Annotated in this window: 14 protein-coding genes; 5 read left to right on the forward strand and 9 right to left on the reverse strand. The window is 38.5% G+C overall.

Features of this window, described 5'->3' with window-relative positions:
* Positions 1-49: 49 nt before the first annotated feature.
* A complete protein-coding gene (locus AC2TFD_RS17530; RefSeq protein WP_335513456.1) occupies positions 50-736 on the forward strand; it encodes a YetF domain-containing protein in 687 nt (228 codons plus the stop codon).
* Positions 737-788: 52 nt separating this feature from the next.
* Positions 789-947 (forward strand): hypothetical protein, encoded by a 159-nt coding sequence (locus AC2TFD_RS17535; RefSeq protein ID WP_335513454.1) that lies wholly within the window; start codon positions 789-791, stop codon positions 945-947.
* Positions 948-1061: 114 nt separating this feature from the next.
* Here the strand turns inward: AC2TFD_RS17535 and AC2TFD_RS17540 are convergent, their stop codons facing one another.
* From AC2TFD_RS17540 to AC2TFD_RS17550, 3 genes are all read right to left on the reverse strand, one after another.
* Positions 1062-1496 carry a CBS domain-containing protein gene (locus tag AC2TFD_RS17540; RefSeq protein ID WP_335513452.1) on the reverse strand — a complete coding sequence of 145 codons (435 nt, stop codon included), beginning with the start codon at positions 1494-1496 and terminating at the stop codon, positions 1062-1064.
* A 143-nt stretch (positions 1497-1639) separates the two neighbouring features.
* The gene (gene dacB, locus AC2TFD_RS17545; RefSeq protein WP_420489064.1) at positions 1640-3103 is read right to left on the reverse strand and encodes a D-alanyl-D-alanine carboxypeptidase/D-alanyl-D-alanine endopeptidase; all 1464 of its coding nucleotides are present in this window, start codon (positions 3101-3103) and stop codon (positions 1640-1642) included.
* Positions 3104-3251: 148 nt separating this feature from the next.
* The gene (locus AC2TFD_RS17550; protein WP_484673645.1) at positions 3252-4517 is read right to left on the reverse strand and encodes a glycosyl hydrolase family 18 protein; all 1266 of its coding nucleotides are present in this window, start codon (positions 4515-4517) and stop codon (positions 3252-3254) included.
* A 304-nt stretch (positions 4518-4821) separates the two neighbouring features.
* Here AC2TFD_RS17550 and AC2TFD_RS17555 point away from each other — a divergent pair, with 304 nt between their 5' ends.
* Positions 4822-5127, forward strand: a complete 306-nt coding sequence (locus AC2TFD_RS17555) for a monooxygenase (RefSeq protein WP_335518525.1) — start codon at positions 4822-4824, stop codon at positions 5125-5127.
* Positions 5128-5258: 131 nt separating this feature from the next.
* Here AC2TFD_RS17555 and AC2TFD_RS17560 read toward each other — a convergent pair whose 3' ends face one another.
* The 3 genes from AC2TFD_RS17560 to AC2TFD_RS17570 all read right to left on the reverse strand — a co-directional run bounded on the left by AC2TFD_RS17560 (position 5259) and on the right by AC2TFD_RS17570 (position 10481).
* The gene (locus AC2TFD_RS17560; RefSeq protein ID WP_335518529.1) at positions 5259-7859 is read right to left on the reverse strand and encodes a polynucleotide kinase-phosphatase; all 2601 of its coding nucleotides are present in this window, start codon (positions 7857-7859) and stop codon (positions 5259-5261) included.
* A complete protein-coding gene (locus AC2TFD_RS17565) occupies positions 7859-9202 on the reverse strand; it encodes a methyltransferase domain-containing protein (RefSeq protein WP_484673646.1) in 1344 nt (447 codons plus the stop codon). The genes AC2TFD_RS17560 and AC2TFD_RS17565 overlap by 1 nt, the downstream gene beginning before the upstream one ends.
* Positions 9203-9437: 235 nt before the next feature.
* Complete coding sequence (locus AC2TFD_RS17570; protein WP_484673647.1) at positions 9438-10481, reverse strand: ATP synthase beta subunit C-terminal domain-containing protein; 1044 nt, start codon at positions 10479-10481, stop codon at positions 9438-9440.
* A 506-nt stretch (positions 10482-10987) separates the two neighbouring features.
* Between AC2TFD_RS17570 and AC2TFD_RS17575 the strand changes: the two genes are divergently transcribed.
* Positions 10988-12424 carry a purine-cytosine permease family protein gene (locus AC2TFD_RS17575; protein WP_484673648.1) on the forward strand — a complete coding sequence of 479 codons (1437 nt, stop codon included), beginning with the start codon at positions 10988-10990 and terminating at the stop codon, positions 12422-12424.
* Between the two features lie 108 nt (positions 12425-12532).
* Here AC2TFD_RS17575 and AC2TFD_RS17580 read toward each other — a convergent pair whose 3' ends face one another.
* Entirely contained in the window at positions 12533-15106 is a 2574-nt protein-coding gene (locus tag AC2TFD_RS17580) for a DEAD/DEAH box helicase (RefSeq protein WP_484673649.1), read from the reverse strand.
* A 74-nt stretch (positions 15107-15180) separates the two neighbouring features.
* Complete coding sequence (locus AC2TFD_RS17585; protein WP_335520425.1) at positions 15181-15375, reverse strand: YbxH family protein; 195 nt, start codon at positions 15373-15375, stop codon at positions 15181-15183.
* A 153-nt stretch (positions 15376-15528) separates the two neighbouring features.
* Between AC2TFD_RS17585 and AC2TFD_RS17590 the strand changes: the two genes are divergently transcribed.
* Positions 15529-15672 (forward strand): BA3454 family stress response protein, encoded by a 144-nt coding sequence (locus AC2TFD_RS17590; protein ID WP_335568052.1) that lies wholly within the window; start codon positions 15529-15531, stop codon positions 15670-15672.
* An 87-nt stretch (positions 15673-15759) separates the two neighbouring features.
* On the opposite strand, the gene AC2TFD_RS17595 is transcribed toward AC2TFD_RS17590, so the two are convergent.
* A complete protein-coding gene (locus AC2TFD_RS17595) occupies positions 15760-16536 on the reverse strand; it encodes an arylamine N-acetyltransferase family protein (RefSeq protein ID WP_335513910.1) in 777 nt (258 codons plus the stop codon).
* Positions 16537-16597: the final 61 nt, after the last annotated feature.

The raw sequence follows: 16597 nt of genomic DNA on the forward strand, positions 1-16597 counted from the left end.
AGAGGTGAAAGGCCAGTTCATTGAAGAATCACAAAGGTTGGTGGTTTCTATGGAATTACACACATTGTTGCTAAGGATAACATTGGGCTTTTTTGTATTATTTTTACTAACAAGAATAATGGGCAGAAAAGAGATTAGTCAAATGACTTTTTTCAATTTTGTTTCAGCTATTGCGATTGGTGAAATAGCAGCGAGCCTTGTAGTTGACCACCAATTAAGTATTCGCAATGGACTTATCGCATTGGCTGGTTGGAGTATTTACACATTGATCATGAGTTATATCGATATTAAATCTGTACACGCTAGAAAATTGCTGACAGGTGAACCTGTCATCTTGATTAAAGAAGGAAAGATTATGGAACAAGCTCTCCGAAGCTGTCGATTAGATTTAGATTCCTTAAGGGCTATCCTAAGACAAAAAAATGTCTTTTCTATGGCAGAGGTAGAGTACGCCATATTTGAAACAGATGGTAAACTTTCGGTGATGAAAAAGGAATCGGGACAGCCTGTAACGAAAGAGGATATGAACATAAGTATTAGGAAAAAAGTATTTCCTATAGCAACCGGGGTCGTGTTGGATGGGAAAATTACCTCTGAAAGCTTGGAAAAATTGAATCTAAATACTGACTGGTTACAACAAAACCTTCAAAAAGCAGGGGTTACCTCGGTATCTGAAGTTTTTTATGCAGAAATTCAACCCGATGGTACACTTTTTATTGATATCAAAAGGAAATAATCACACATTCGTTCAGATGATTTCAATAATGAATGGATGAAGGAGGACTTATATGAAACAGAATCAGCAAGTTAAAGGGAATATCAATTCTATAATGAAACCAAATTTTGCCGGAACGGATCCACAAAAAGTAAAACAAGAAATTCAAAAAGATATAAGCCAAGGTGAAGGTGCCATGACTTCCCGAGAGGCAGGAGCAATGCGCGATTAAAAAACCACTTTTCCAAGTGGTTTTTTAACGGCAATTTGTATGGGACACGTATTAAAAAAGTTTGTTATTTTCAAAAAGTGTACTTATGGTTCCATTTCTCCCGGTAACTTCTTCCTATTGTTGAGGTGCTGATGGAGTTGAGATACTTTGTAATGCCTGTTCTGCCTCATTTGCATATTGATTTTGCACTGCAAGATCGCCTAAAGCTACCATTCCTACCAATTGACCATTTTCAGTCACTGGCAATCTGCGAATTTGCTGCTCTGCCATTAAATTTGCAGCTTGATGCACATCCATATCAGGTGTACCTTGTACGATTTGCTGCGCAGTCATAACTTCGGAAACAGGCGTTTGTGGATTTTCTCCTTGTGCAGTCGTACGGAGGGTAATATCACGATCCGTTACAATTCCAACGATTTGTCGATTGTTATTTACTACTGGGATCGCTCCGATATTATATTTGCTCATTAACGCTGCTGCTTCCTGTACGGTCTGTGTTTCATTAACGGTTACAACATCTGATGTCATGATATCTCTTAATTGTGCCATAAAATTTCCTCCTAAGTATCTTTTTACTTTTATAGGATGGGGAATATTTACGATATTATGAATTTAAATTTTTTATTTATATGAATATTTTTTTATCCTTACCCGGAAGACGAAAATAGAGTTGTATCAAAAGACACAACCCATCAATGATTGGCTATAATCGAAATTAGTTTATCTTCAATTTTCTTACCTTTGGCATCCTCCATTAGATTGTTTAACATAATAGAAAAGACCAAGGTTTGTCTACTTTTCGTGGTTACATAGCCGGATATGGTACTTACTGTAGAAATCGTCCCTGTTTTTGCAAATACCTTCTCTTTTACATCCGGACCCTTCATCCTGCTTCGTAAGCTGCCACCTTCCATTTTTTCACTAGCTCCTGCTACTGGCAGTGAATGAAGAAAGGCAGGAAACCACGTTTGCTGCTGAACAGCAACTAATAATTGAGACAGCTGTGCAGCAGAAACTAAATTAACATGTGAAATTCCAGAACCATCCCGCAGGACCAATGTTTCCGTGTTGATCCCAAATTTGGCTAGCTCTGCTTCCATTACCTCAATGCCCTTTTCCCAGCTGCCTTCCCCTTTTACCACTCTTCCCATCTCTTTTACCAAGGTTTCTGCATGACCATTGTTGCTCAGTTTCATAAAAGGAACAAGTAATTCTGAAAGCTTAATCGAGCTCCGTGTATGTACGACTTTCGCATCTGTTGGAGTGGTTCCTATTTTTATTTTTCCTGTTAGATGAATGCCTTTTTGTTCAAGTGATTGTTTAAAAAGCGCTAATGCGTACCGAGTCGGTTCCCAGACACCAATCCATTCCTTTTCACCTTTCGATGTAACCGGTAAAGTCCCCGTTATGGTAATCGTGTTTTTGGCGTGCTCCCGTTCATAGGTCAGCTTCTTTTTTCCATCCTTAGCAACCGTTTCGGTTTGATTGATTATTTTAACAAATTCAGTATTTGGCGTAAGTGTTACTTCCGCCTTATCACCTTCGTCGTTACCTGGTTTGACTTCAATCATGACCGAACCCGAATCATAATCATTTGTTGGTGATGCCGTTAAGGCGGAAATTTGTGCACCGTAATAGGTTTGTTCATCGCTCCACGGCAAATCAACCGAATAACGGATATCATCATACCATGTATCGTCGCCAATTAAATGACCTGTAATTTTTTGTATCCCTAATGTTTTGAGTTCTGCGGCCATGTTATCAAAGTCTTCCTTTAAGAGAGTCGGATCGCCCTTTCCCTTTAAATATAGATTCCCATGCAGGGTTTTCTTTTTTACGGTCCCAACCATGAGTACTTCGGTTTTGAAGGTGTAATTTTCCCCTAACACTGATAATGCTGCGGCAGCTGTTAACAGCTTCATATTTGAAGCCGGGCGGAGGCGGACATCTCCTAGGTGGTCATATAGAACTTCACCATTTGTCGCATTTCGTATGCTCACCCCAGCAATAGCCCCCTGTAAATCGGGTTCCTCATTTAACAGCTGATTTAATTGGTGTCCTAGATTGTCCTCTGCAAGAACTGGTTGTGTTTGTGGTAGTATTGTTGTAAATACACTTATAAAAATAATCAAATTCAATCTTCTCAGCAAAACCATTTCCAACTTTCTCGTTTTTTATAAAGTCTTTCCAGAAAAAATAAATATATCTGCGTTAATCGGGTTTTATCTGCGTAAATTCATATTTATCGGCGATAAACTAAATATATCTGCGTTATTCCCAATATATCCGCGATGCTCGAAAATACTATTTCAAAACAGTAATATTTTTACTCATAAACGCCCAATTTTGTGGTGCTGCCAAGCTAATTTGCCAGAAGGTTGTTCCTGATAAGTTATATAAATCGATCAAACGATATTTGGCTATGAAACTTCGAATATCCTCAAACCAAACGATATGTTCTAGCCCCGTACTCCAGTGCCGATACCAAGGAGACATGGATCTTTGATCAAATTCAATTGGCGAACCCGTTCTAATAGCTTGATTCTGGGCTGCTAGAACAGACATGGCATGTGTCGTACTCGTCCCGGCGACTTTATCATATCCATAGAGAGGCAGCGCAATTTGTAGTTTGCGAGGATTAATGTTTGAAAGGGCGTATTTTACAACTTCCTCGATCCACCAGATAGGGGCAATCGGATCCGGCGGTCCGCCTGGGTATCCATAATCAATTGTCATAACCGCCACAATATCGGCTGCATTCCCAATACCTGCATAATCATATGCTCCGACAATTCGATTGGTCGGGAGATCTGCTGTTTTCGCATGTACATTTACATGTAATAACAACTCTCCCAAAGCAGTCTTTAATTCTCTTAAGAATAGATTAAAATCATTGCGCTGTGGGGGCGGAATAAACTCAAAGTCAATACTGACACCCCCGAATCCTCTTTGTCTTGTTAAATTTACAATACTTAGGACCAAATTTCGGCGGTGGGCAGGATTTCTAAGCACTTGCCCCGCCAGCTCGGCACTGAAATCTACTCCTGTAAAATTACGGATCATCAGTAAAGGGGTGATATTTAATTGCTTACTTCGTGCAACAATCGCTGTATCCTGAATCAAGTTATAGGCATAACCTTCTGACGTAAACGCATATGCTACTACCGCTAAATATGTTAATTGCCCGGCGAGGGAATCTAATACCGTGAGATCTGTACTTGCACCTGATGGAACAAGAAACCCGAGAGTGGAGATCTCCAACTTTTTAGGAGAAGGAATGTTAATCCTTTGTCCGATGAAAAGCCTGCTCGGGTCTATCCCGGAATTTGCCCCTAAAATCGAGGAAATATCCGTATTGAACCGCCGAGCCAATTTCCGAATTTGATCTCCTGGTTTTATTTGATAGGAGCGGATGGGAAGCTGGTTGTCGGGAATGTACAATGCGAGACCAGGGACAAGGGCGTTAGCCGACGACAGACCATTTATCTCGACAATGGTTTGGATAGACACACCATATCGGTTTGAAATTGCCCACAAATTTTCCCCCGCACTTACTATATGAACAGCCATACTCTCACGCTCCTTTTTACCTACATCATATGGGGAATACACATGGAATATGGCTCTTTGTATGAAAAAAACAAACTGGTACGAGGTAAATGAAGAAGAATTTTGCGAGTACAAAAAACTCGGGGTCCGTCTTTGAATGAGTTATTAATGGCATTCGTACTTTTAAGACATTTTTGCCAATGTGTTGTATAAACAACAGATTCAATCAATTATTGGTATTTTCATGGTTTCGTTATGGATAGAATGCAATTGTATGATAAAAATGAGATTCTAAGGAATTGTAAATTAAAGGAGAATGACAATAATGGCTTACGTTTTACAAGTGGATTTTAAAATGAATGGACCATTCGGAGATGAAATGGCAGAAGAGTTTTCGGGTTTAGCAAAAAGTATAAATGAAGAAGAAGGATTCATGTGGAAAATCTGGACAGAGAGTCCTGAAACAAACGAAGCAGGCGGAATTTATATTTTCGAAACAAAACAAACAGCTGAAAAATATTTAGATATGCACTCAAAAAGATTGGCTGGCTTTGGAATAACAGATGTAAATGCAAAAATCTTTGCGATTAATTCTAAACTCACTGAGATCACCAACGGTCCAGTAAAATAAATAAAAAGCCTGTTCATTTATTAATAAAGTTTACAGGTTTGGTATTCCCATTAATCAAATAGAAAAAGAGCAGCTGCTCTTTTTCTATTGAATTAAAAGTGTACAAGTGTGCACAGTTCCTTTTTACTCAACTACAATCTTGGATCAATAGGTTCAGCTTCTAAAGCCAGTACCCCTAACACACATTCATGAACACGTTCTAATGATTCCTTTTTTACAAATCGATTCACACCCTCGACACCGAGCGCAAATTCCTTCAACGCATTACGCTGTTTCTTGCCTGCATTCCGTTTTTTTAACCGAGATAAATTTTCAGGAAGCAGATAGTCCATTCCATAGATAATATGCAGATACTTTCGTCCCCTCACCTTTATGGCTGGCTGCAACAGTTTTCCTTTGTGACGGGTAATAAACGAATCTGGTTTGACAACAAATCCTTCATGTCCAGCCTCGGTTATTTCTTCCCACCACTCAATCGCTGCTTTCATCGAAGCCTCATCACTTACAACCCGGTACTCTGTTTCCAGAAATAACCGGGATATCCCGTTGAATTCTTTGTTTTTCTCCATATGCCATCTGTGGGGCTTGTCAAAAAAGGTTTCTTTGCTATGTGCCAGCGTATGAAAGGGTGCAATTTGAATCCCATCCAATCCCTCTATTTCCCAACAGTATTTTTGATAGACTTCCTTAAAAACCTTTGCGTTCTCTATTCCCATCTCGTTTTCTTGTATCCAGCGTTCAACACCCTTCCCGCTTTCAAAAGCTTGTTGAAGCGAATCCTGTAACTTCTTACGATCAAGCAATGCCATTTCCCCCACATGTGCATATTGATTTAAAATCAAGTCCTTCGCCTTTAAATTCCAGGGAAGAATTTCAGCATCTAGCAGCACAAAATCTGTGTTGTAGGTTTCGAAATAGCGACTCTTCACTAGATCCTCATTCAGTACACCAACAATTTGTTCTTCTACTTCCTTTTTGAAGAATGCCCTGCCTGTCCGGGTATAAATATTTCCTAATGTTTCCCTGCCGATATATTCCTTGGCGACTTCCTTATTTTTAAATAAAAATAGAATTCCCCTGCTGCCCATATGTTTCTTTTCAACAACCATGGTCTCGACGCCATTCGATTGATAATATTCAAATGCCTCCATTGGGTGTTCAAGGTATCCCTCAAGACGAGAAGCTTTTGGTGTCGGGCTCATCGTCGGCGGCAGATAAACGATATCTTCAAGCGGCAGTGTGTAATGGGAAAAGTCATCTATAGCTGGTTTCACTCCATCATCATAAATCATGATTTCCCCATAGTGCTCCGTCAGCACAGAATATCCTTCTAAGAACTTCATAATATTTGGCGGATTGAGCCGCTTTAGCTCCCACTCTTTCAATGGATTGTCCGGTACATTTGCATAATCCTGCTTAGCCTTCACCGAAACGAATTGTTTTTCGGGGTAACGATAGGCGGTGAGAGTGCCGCCGAAAACCACACCTTGGTCAATATTCAGTGTGTTGTTAACTAATAAGGGCTGCGGCTTGGGATCATGCCCCCAGATAATGAGTTCACTAGATTTGTGAGAGATGGACCAATCTTTTCGAATTGGCTTCCCATTTTCATCAAGCCCATCAGTATCTCCGTATCGGCAAAAATCAGAAATACGGTGGGACTGCTTCCCAATATAGTGATCCTTGATTCCTGCATGAACGGCGACAACAGCATTTACACCATTTTTCCGAATAATATAATGTGATTTGGCTTCTAATAATAACTCTTTTATTTGTTCCTTTAACTTCTCTGTCTCTTCTGTACCATTTTTTCGCTCATATTCTTCAAACTCAGCAGCAACATTTTCATCCCCATGTGCCATCTTCACATTTTTTCCTTCCAGCCAGCGTGCAATTTTCCAGCCATGATTGCTGTCAATCATATAGGCATGTCCTGCAGCTACATGCTTTTGGAAAAATTGTAGTGTTTCAATCGACCGGGATCCACGGCTCAACACATCACCAAGTGAAAGAATTTTCCGCCCTTCTGGATGGATGTAATATCCTTCATCATTTTCTTGGTATCCAAGTTTTGAGAGGATTTCAAGAAATTCCTCATAGCAGCCATGAATATCACCGATAAAATCGATTCCGTTATCCAGCTCAATAAATAATGGATTTTCCAATCGACTTACATTCAATACTTCAAGTTCATCTTCACCCAACAAGTAAACCCTTCGGTAATGCTTCTTTTTAATGAAGCGAAGCGTATTTTTAAAATGTTGATACTGCTGCTTTATTCGGTTTCTGCCCCGAGAAAAATCCCTCTCCGCATCTCGTCTTAGCAATTCAGTTTCCGAGATATTAAGGACGATAGCAATGACTGGAACATGATATTTCTTCCCCATTTGAAGGTATTTTTCATGCTCTTCTTCACGTAAATGGGTTGCATCGATGAATGTTAATTTATTGAGTTTACATCGTTTTGAGATGACATAATCCATTGCATCAAAGGCTGCGCTAGATATTTGCTGGTATTCATGAAACAGTGCGTCACTTTCGTCTTTTGGTCGCCCATTCCAGCTAATAAATTCGATATCACTAACAAGAACGCGGAATTGATCAGAGCTGATAACTTCAGAAGCAAGAATTTGATTTTCTTGGATTAACTGATTTAATAAAGTCGTTTTACCGGTATTAGAGGGGCCGACCAATAGCACAATCCCTGCATGTGGTAAATTTATTGTTGTCATCAAATCTCCTCCCTTCTAAAAATAGCCATTTGTGTCGGCTGACCATATGTTGGATGTTCTTCACCGATCCCTTGAATGTTAACTTGATAAGGATATCCTTTACTCCACGCTTCCACATGTTGAGCAAATTCAGCTCTTGTCCACTCAAAACGGTGATCGTCATGACGCATGGCTTCATCCATATCATAGAGGACATTGTATTCTTGGTTTGGTGTTGTCACAATTAGTGTCTTGGGTCGATAATCATTCAAGATGGTATTAAAAATTTCAGGCAGCCTTTCTTCATCTATGTGTTCAATTACTTCACACAAAATGATAATATCTTTATTTTGCAGCCGGCTATCAAAATAATATAATGAGCCAGGGAGTGATTGTGGTTCCACATATCCCTCTTTATCAATCACTTGTCCGAATCTTTCGATCGCCTTAAGGCGGGATTTATTCGAGGGCTCAATCGATAAAATTTCTTTAACACCTTCGACAAAACCTAGCTGTACAGACAGTCTTCCTTCCCCAGCACCAAGGTCGACAATGTTCTCCTTTTGTGGCAATGCGCGAATAACGTTTAGGATTGCTTCATAACGCAGGTCATTTAAACGAATCTTCGTGCCTTCTCCCTGGTTACGAATGTACGGTTTCTTGTCATAGTATTTAGACTGAGAAATTAACGCATTAAATCGAAGGGCACGCTTGACGATCATCTGCTTTAACGGATGAGTTTCCAGCCATCCTTCCCCATAGCGTTCGAGTTTCTCCACTTCTCGTTCGTCTAAAAAATAGTGCTTATAGTTATCGATAACAGGTATGAGAATGGAAACATGTTTAAGTGCATTTTGGACGCTTTGCTTGCCGGATATTGTGACAAATCGTGCCGTGCTTTTTTCACGGAAAGCACTATCTCCACGCTCAATTTCAATTTTGTAACCTATTGGTTCAAACAAATCAGCGATTTCTTGATCTCGTAAATCCGTTGATACAGGACCAAAAGCCAGTTCCATATCAAATGGGTGATCCACCCAATGCAGATACGCTTCATCTGGTTTCCCATTTAACGCTGTTCCTAATGCTTTGCGGATGGTGGTGATAAACAAGCTGCTGACAGCAAACTCGCGGTCGTTTATGTAATGAGTTATATCAAATAAATCCGATGAATTTCGAACTAAATCAATGGGATCTGGCTTCACATAAATGACAAACTGAACTTCCTCTTTGGTAAAAATGGGATAGACAAGTCGAACTTTGAATCCTTTCTCATCCCGCTCATATGGATTATTGGGGTTTTTGGCGATAAGATAAGAAACAACATCTACACCCGACCCTTTAATGGTTAAAGATAGCTGCATTTTTCACACTCCACTTCTTCTGAAGTACTTTTCTCTATCTACCATAATTGCACAAAAATGGAAAATTTAAAAGAACATACCGCTTGTTCAGTATGTTCCTAATAAAAAGTGTTATTTGTTGTAGTTTGTATTGCGTGCATTAACCGAGTGGCCTGTATATTTTTGGTTTCGGTCACTCCAGACCCGTTGCATTGACCGAAATATCATTTTTTCTGCCGTCTCGGTCACTCCATAATCAAATCGTTCCTATATAATTCAATGAATCAATATCCTTTGAATCCACAACCCCATCCAAAATCTTTTTCACGTCATTTAATGTATCCTTCAAACTTACCTTTTCTCCTTTGATCCCCGTAAAGGTTTCAGCTACATAGAATGGCTGTGTCAAATAGGCTTCTAGGCGCTCTCCTCGATGAAAGGTTTCAATTTCAGCTGCTGGGATCCCATTAATCCCTTTCACATTCACAAGAGAACGTAATTCACGATAGCGGCGTAACAGCTTTTGAGCCTTTTGTTGGATAGATAGATGATTTTGGTCTACATGTGCACCCTCTAACACTGAAGATGTAGAGTAGATTGGGTTCACCGCAGGGTAACGATGTCTAACAGAAAGATCCATATCAAAATGCCATAAGGTTTCAAGTGGTCCGTATGGAAGGTCTTCATCCACTGATGCACCTTTTAAATCGAGTAAAAACGTGGTAACACTCTTGATATCAACATCATGTAATTTTTCCTGAAGCTCATAAATTTCCCTCGTTAAGACATGCGAACGGTCAGCAACAAAAATAATGTCTTTATTTTTTCCAACTACTGACATCTCTGAGAAAGCCTTTTCAATCGTATCAGCAATGATTTCTACATCATCCATTACTTCACTAATTTCAGGATGATTTCCTTCAGGCTTCAATAAAACTGTTGCATACCCCTCCTTCTTAAAGCGATAGAATAATTCCGCTAGTACAACAAGCTGACCCATTCCTGGTCGAGCTACAAGCCCTATGGTTCCTCCCTTAACAACTGGCGCAAACAAATCTAAAGTTTTTATTTTGGTTTCGATCATCTCTACGTTCTCCCCTCTTAAAATCAACTCATCTAGACTACATTGGGCTAATTCTGCTAATGCTACGATGGTGCGAACTTCAGAGCGTCCTACTGGAATTTTCCCCGTACATAAATTCGAGACGGTTGCCGGCCGTAAACCTACATCACGCGCTGCACTTGTAAGGTTCGGCACCCTTCTTCTCAATAAGGGGACGTTCAATCTAATATTTTCCAACATTACCACCTCCTTACTTTATATAGTAATTTATATTACTCTAAAACGCAATAAAAAATTACGCTAAAGAGTAATTATTTTCATTTTAAGCGTAAAAAACATTTTGGATATTCAGCTCCTATTGGTGTAATTTTATCGTGGTAATTTTTTAAGTAAGAAGTCTGTTAAAGAGTATAAAGATTCAAAATTTATTGAGATAGGTTTTTGGTATTTTTCATTTCTCTGTGTTTTTATACAAAATAATGTATAAATAAATTTAGATAAACGAAATAAAGTATTGATGTTAAGGTGTTTTTGATAACTGTTTACGAAAAAGGGTTGATTATGTCAACTAACTGTGTATATAATAGTATATATGAAATGGAAATTCGCTAAAAAACAGTGGATTTTTTCCAAAAAAAAAAAAACATTCTGTTACCCTCTAAACAAGCATTCAGTCTTGAAAGAGGATAGATGAATGTGAAAATTACGTTTAGAAATGGGGACAGAAAGGAAAGGATGGTTGCATGAGTGTAAACCAAACTACAGGTCTCCAAGAAAAAGAGAAAGATGATTATTCATTTGAACAGGTTCCAGAATCAAAGCGCAATATGGGTTGGTTTAGTGTCACCAATATTACGTTCGGAATTGCGACAGCCATTTTTTATTTTCAAACAGGTAGTGTAATGGCCCTTCAGTTTGGTGCGAAAAACGCTATCATTTCAGCGATTTACGCTATTATTATCGCCGGCTTATTAGGTACTGTCATTGCTTATTTATCGGCAAAATCAGGAATGAATGTCAATCTCATGTCTAGACAAGGGTTTGGCTATATAGGCGCCTCTTTAACTTCGCTCATTTACGCATCTAACTTTATCATGTATTGTGCTTTCGAAGGGATGATTCTCGTGGCAGCAGTACATGCATATTTCCCCGCAATTCCATTATGGCTGCTAATTATTGTATTCGGATCAATTGTTATTCCATTAAATTGGTTTGGTATTAAACAATTGGATAAGCTTCAGAAATGGTCGTTGCCGATTTTTGGCATATTTCTAATTCTCACGATTATTTTTGCTTACAACACACCTTCAAAATTTGACGGTAATTTTTGGACTTACTTACCAGAGGGTGTCCAAACAGGTGGTACTGCCTTACTGTTATGTATTGGTATGCAGCACGGGATTATGGGCTTAACTGCTCTTATTGCATCAGACTATGCGCGCTTTCTAAAGCCAAAGGATATTAAACTTGGCTCTATTATGATTGGATTTGTTCCACAAATTTTCTGCTTTGGTGTCATGGGGTTACTTGGAATATGGTTTGGTGTCCGTTTAGCTGAATCGAATCCTGGGGTATACATTGTCACACTTATTGGGCTAGGCGGCGTAGTATTTACGATGTTGACACAAATTAGAATCAATGTCACAAATATTTACAGTGCATCCCTTTCATTATCCAGTTTCTTTGAGAATGTATTTCATTTCAAACCAAGTCGACGTTTTTGGGTTGTTGTCTCAGGTGTCCTATCGATCGCTTTAATGTTAGGTGGGATTCTTGATTATTTAGGAAGTGCTATGACATTCCAAGGGGTCCTATTGATGGCATGGGCAGCCATTTTAGTTACGGATGCCTTAGTCGTTAAAAAATTATTAAAAATTGTACCGATAGAATATGAAGCAAGACAAGAAAAATTATACAAATGGAATCCAGTTGGCGTTGTCCCATTAATTGTGTCAAGTGTTCTTGGAACGATTGCAGCCCTAGGGTATATGGGAACGTTCTTGCAAAATACAGCAACTTTCTTTGCGGCCATTTTAGCTTCGATTCTTACGGTAATCATTGCTATTTACACAAAAGGGAAATATTACAGTAAAAGCGAATCGAAAAACATGATTCAAAGACAAACACAGACAAAGAAAAATAACACTTCAATAAAAGAAAGAACAGTAGAGCAAGTTTAATAGAAATGGCTTATGTTTAAATGAATGGCCCAAGAATCTATCATGAATTTGATGAGATTCTTGGGCTTTTTTCAATTATTGATTTCCGTTGAACCTGAAATCGAAGGTTTAAAAATCCTCTGCAAAGCGCTTTCTATATTTAGCATGATGGCAGGCATCACAAGTTGGAAATGAGTGATCCCAAGGGAGGTTCTTGCCACAGTTTTTGCATTTCTTGACGAACTTTTTAATATCCGTTTTTAATTTATCTTGTACCTTGTCACTCATTTCCTCACGCAGCCGCTCCCAATAAACTGCCTCTGTCCGTTCCCCCAACCGATATAAAAAGAGCAGATGCAATCCAAGGGCTTTGTAGGCCAGCTCGAGGTCCTCAAGACTTCGCTCCTTATATGGAGGTTCGGGTAGTGGATTCCCCTGAATGATAGCATACATAGTATCTTCCCACTGCCTTGTTAAAGTAGGTTCGTTTTTGGAAAAAGGAAGGTGTAAAAACCCATATAGGTCCATCAAAGGTAAACGTGCTTCAATTTCTGTTCCGGCTATTAATTGATAAAGTGATCGTTCTTCTGTCAGTGAAGCCTTTGTTGTACCTGGCGGGCTGTTAAATTTCCCCCAAAGCTCAAAGAACGTCCCTAAATCACGGTAATAACGTTGGAATCGCTCAAAAACTGTGTTGGTAGGGGCAATCGCAAACGTATGAACAGGCTCGTCCTCTTGATTTAGCAATCGCCTCATCATTCGAATATCCTTTGTAAAGGCAACCTTGCCTACCTCATAAATCCCTTTACGACCTGCGCGTCCGGCGATTTGTTTCACTTCCTGTGAAGTTAACAGCCGCCTTCTTGTTCCATCAAATTTCTCATTTTCTAAAAATACAATCCTGCGTATCGGCAGATTTAAGCCCATTCCAATTGCATCAGTTGCAACCACTACCTTTGTTTTTCCACTGTTAAATTGTTCAATTTGCTTTTTTCTAGTTTCTGGCGGCATGCTCCCATAAATCATGCTGACAGTATGACCATCATTTTGCAGTCTAGACGCTGTTTCAAGAACACGCCTCCTGGAAAAACAAATCAGCGCATCTCCTTTTTTTACATGTTTAATATGAAATTCCTTCGATTCGACTTCGAGTGGGATTTCACGGCTGTACTCATGGATGAGGATATCCGATTCACCTAAGAGTTGTAAAAGCATCGGTTTAGAATTCCGGCTACCAATAATATGTACCTCTCGCGCATTTGCTTTTGTGATTGCTTTATACCAAGAAAAGCCACGGTCTTTATCCGTAATCATCTGTGCCTCATCAATCACAACTACTTCGTAATTTTCCTTTTCATGAAACATTTCGACAGTGCATGAAAAGTGATTAGCACCAGGTACAATTTTTTCTTCTTCCCCCGTTTTTAACGAGCATGGTGTTCCTTCCGCATTTAATTTATCATAAACCTCAAGTGCTAATAGTCTGAGCGGAGCTAAATATAAGCCGCTGTTTGCCTTCTTCATTTGTTCAAGGGCATGGTGTGTTTTCCCTGTATTCGTTTCTCCAATATGAAGGACATAACGAACCCGTCTCCCGAACGATGGATTGTATTCCTGACCGAAAATATCCTCCATCATCCGCTCTTCTTCTTCTCTTTTTTGTTGTAACTCTGCTTCCTCCTCCGCCTTCTTTCGTTCTCTATCAGCAAAATCCTTTTCAAAGATTAGCCGGTGAACATTAAGGTCAAAAGGAATCTGAGCTATCTTCAAAAGATCCGACAAATATTCCTCTTGAATATCTTCGATAAAATAGTCTTCTACTTCATAAAGAAGCTGAGTTATACTGCCCTTAATGAAAGCAGGAGTCAGTTTTTCACCAAAGGTTTCTTGAAACTGTTTTTTTATTTGGTCAGGAAGCTTTTCCAGAACCTTTTGTGGAATCATTTCTGAAAGATAGTCTGAGATTAAGCTTTCATAAACGAAAAAATACGTTTGGTACTCATATAAACTTCGACCCCAATTTACCGTCTTATGAATATCCCCTGTTAATTCTTCAAAGAATGTTGCAACTGTTGTATAGGAATCCGGATTAAACTGCCCCTCATTGACTAATTTTTCTTCAAGTGCAAACGTATCCACCGATTGGAACTTCACATTGTTCTTGATATCTGCAGCTAATTGAATGGCGGTAAAATGCCTTACATAAAGATAAAACTGAGCATACTCGTTCTCAAGCAAATCACTTGAGGTTTCTACAATGGCCGCACGAATATGTTGGCGCTCGTCTTCAAGACGGGACATCTCCTGTCTTTTTAAAAAATCAGCTTTGGATTGCTGGTATCTTTGCTCCCATTCCACTTCTTTGCCTGTAAAGTTTTCTTTCGTCCATTTAAGTACATCAAATGGCTGATATTCTCTCATTTCATCCCGAAATAGTTTGTTAATAAGCTTTCGGTCCACACCTTGAACTTCATAGCCTTTTTCACGTAAAAACTCTTTTTTCTCATTCTTCGGAACATCATTTGTCACCTTATTTAACCAGACATTAATCCAAATTTGCTCTAGATAATGTCCGCGTGCGGTTAAATATTCATTAAAGGCCGGTAAACTTTCTTTTGCTTCTAAAAAGTGGTTCATGTCCTCGATTATTTTATCCTTCGTATGTTCAATGGCTTGAGGGTATACGGCGGTTAATTTATTCATTTTCTTCCCACCTTATCCATTATGTAGTAATTTAATTATAACAAAAAACAAGAAACCGAACGAATATTCGGTCTCTAAATTTCCTTCTGTTTGCAGTAATCATTTACTAAATCCTCTATTTGATTAAGTTCAGGAAAATCCCCTGAAAACTCAAACTTAATCTCTTCAATAAAACGCTCTTTATTATTATAAACATGAATGGCACCGTTTTGGTGGCTGACGCTGAATTCTGGTACAAACCGAAACCCGTTTCGTTCAATCGCTCCCATGATGAATCCCCTTTTTTGAGTTTTTTTTAGTATTTACCACAATCCCTTGCAACTATTAAATAAAACTTTACATAAAATCCATCAGAACTTAAAGAATTACTTTTACAATAGAAGTACAAAACCCATTACTATAAAAGAAGGAGATGGAACAAAATGTGTGAGTATACTATTTATGTACAATTTAAGGGAAAAAAATATCAAACCAATGTAATTGCAAATAAAAACAAATCAGAAGAAGAAATTTACCAAATAGCAAAAGAACAAGTTATGAAACAATGGGCAATTAAACATTTATAATTGCTAAAACTTCTCATTACTTGCTTTATGTACATACTAAGTTATAGAGCATTCCTTTTCACAAAGAAATGCTCTATAGTTTAAAGATTATAGATTAAAATATCCTTTTCTTAATTTACTGAATCTCTTTTCATCAATCTCTTCCTTTTTCATTTTTCCATCCTTCCATTCAGTAAACGAGGATTCTGTTAAAATGATGTTCCCTTTGTCTGTGATTTTAGTTATTAATGGCTTCTTATTAAATGCTGATCCTGGATGTTCAATGATGATTTTTTGGACTTCATTTAAATTCGTTATATCATGAAATCCTTCATTAGAACGAAAAGCGTATCCGATTTTCCAATCCTCATCTTTATGCTTTAATTTCATGTACAAAATGTAATCACCATGTTCACTATCAGTTTGAACCACTCTAAATTCACCAGTTTTAGATTCTACCGTCTTCCCGTTTAAAGGAACCGGCTTTAAAGGTAAATTACCCCCAAAACCCGTATCGACTAGATATACCTGACCATCAAATGTTAAAAGATTTGCAACATGGGTATTCCCAGTTACACTCCATTGTTGCTTCATATGGTCATATACTACCGCTCGGATTAACGTGGAGCTAAAGTTGTTTTCCTTTAAAAAAAGGTAAAGGATAGCATTTAATTCATAACAAAGTCCACCTTCATTTTGTTCGAGGATCTTACTCATTATCCTTTCTTTTGTGATTTCAATTGATCTATTTTCCATAATACACAAATTCTCAAATGGAATAGCTTTGGCTGTCTTTTCAAGCACCTTGTCTAATTTTTCAAAGGTAATGACCTCATATTCTTGGATTCCTATTCTTCTACGGAATAGTAAGTTTAAATTGTTCAATCCTCCCGCCTCCTTATTTCATTATTGTTTGGGCACACTTGCACATATATGTAAAAAAGCC

The organism is Neobacillus sp. plas4 (assembly GCF_057221695.1).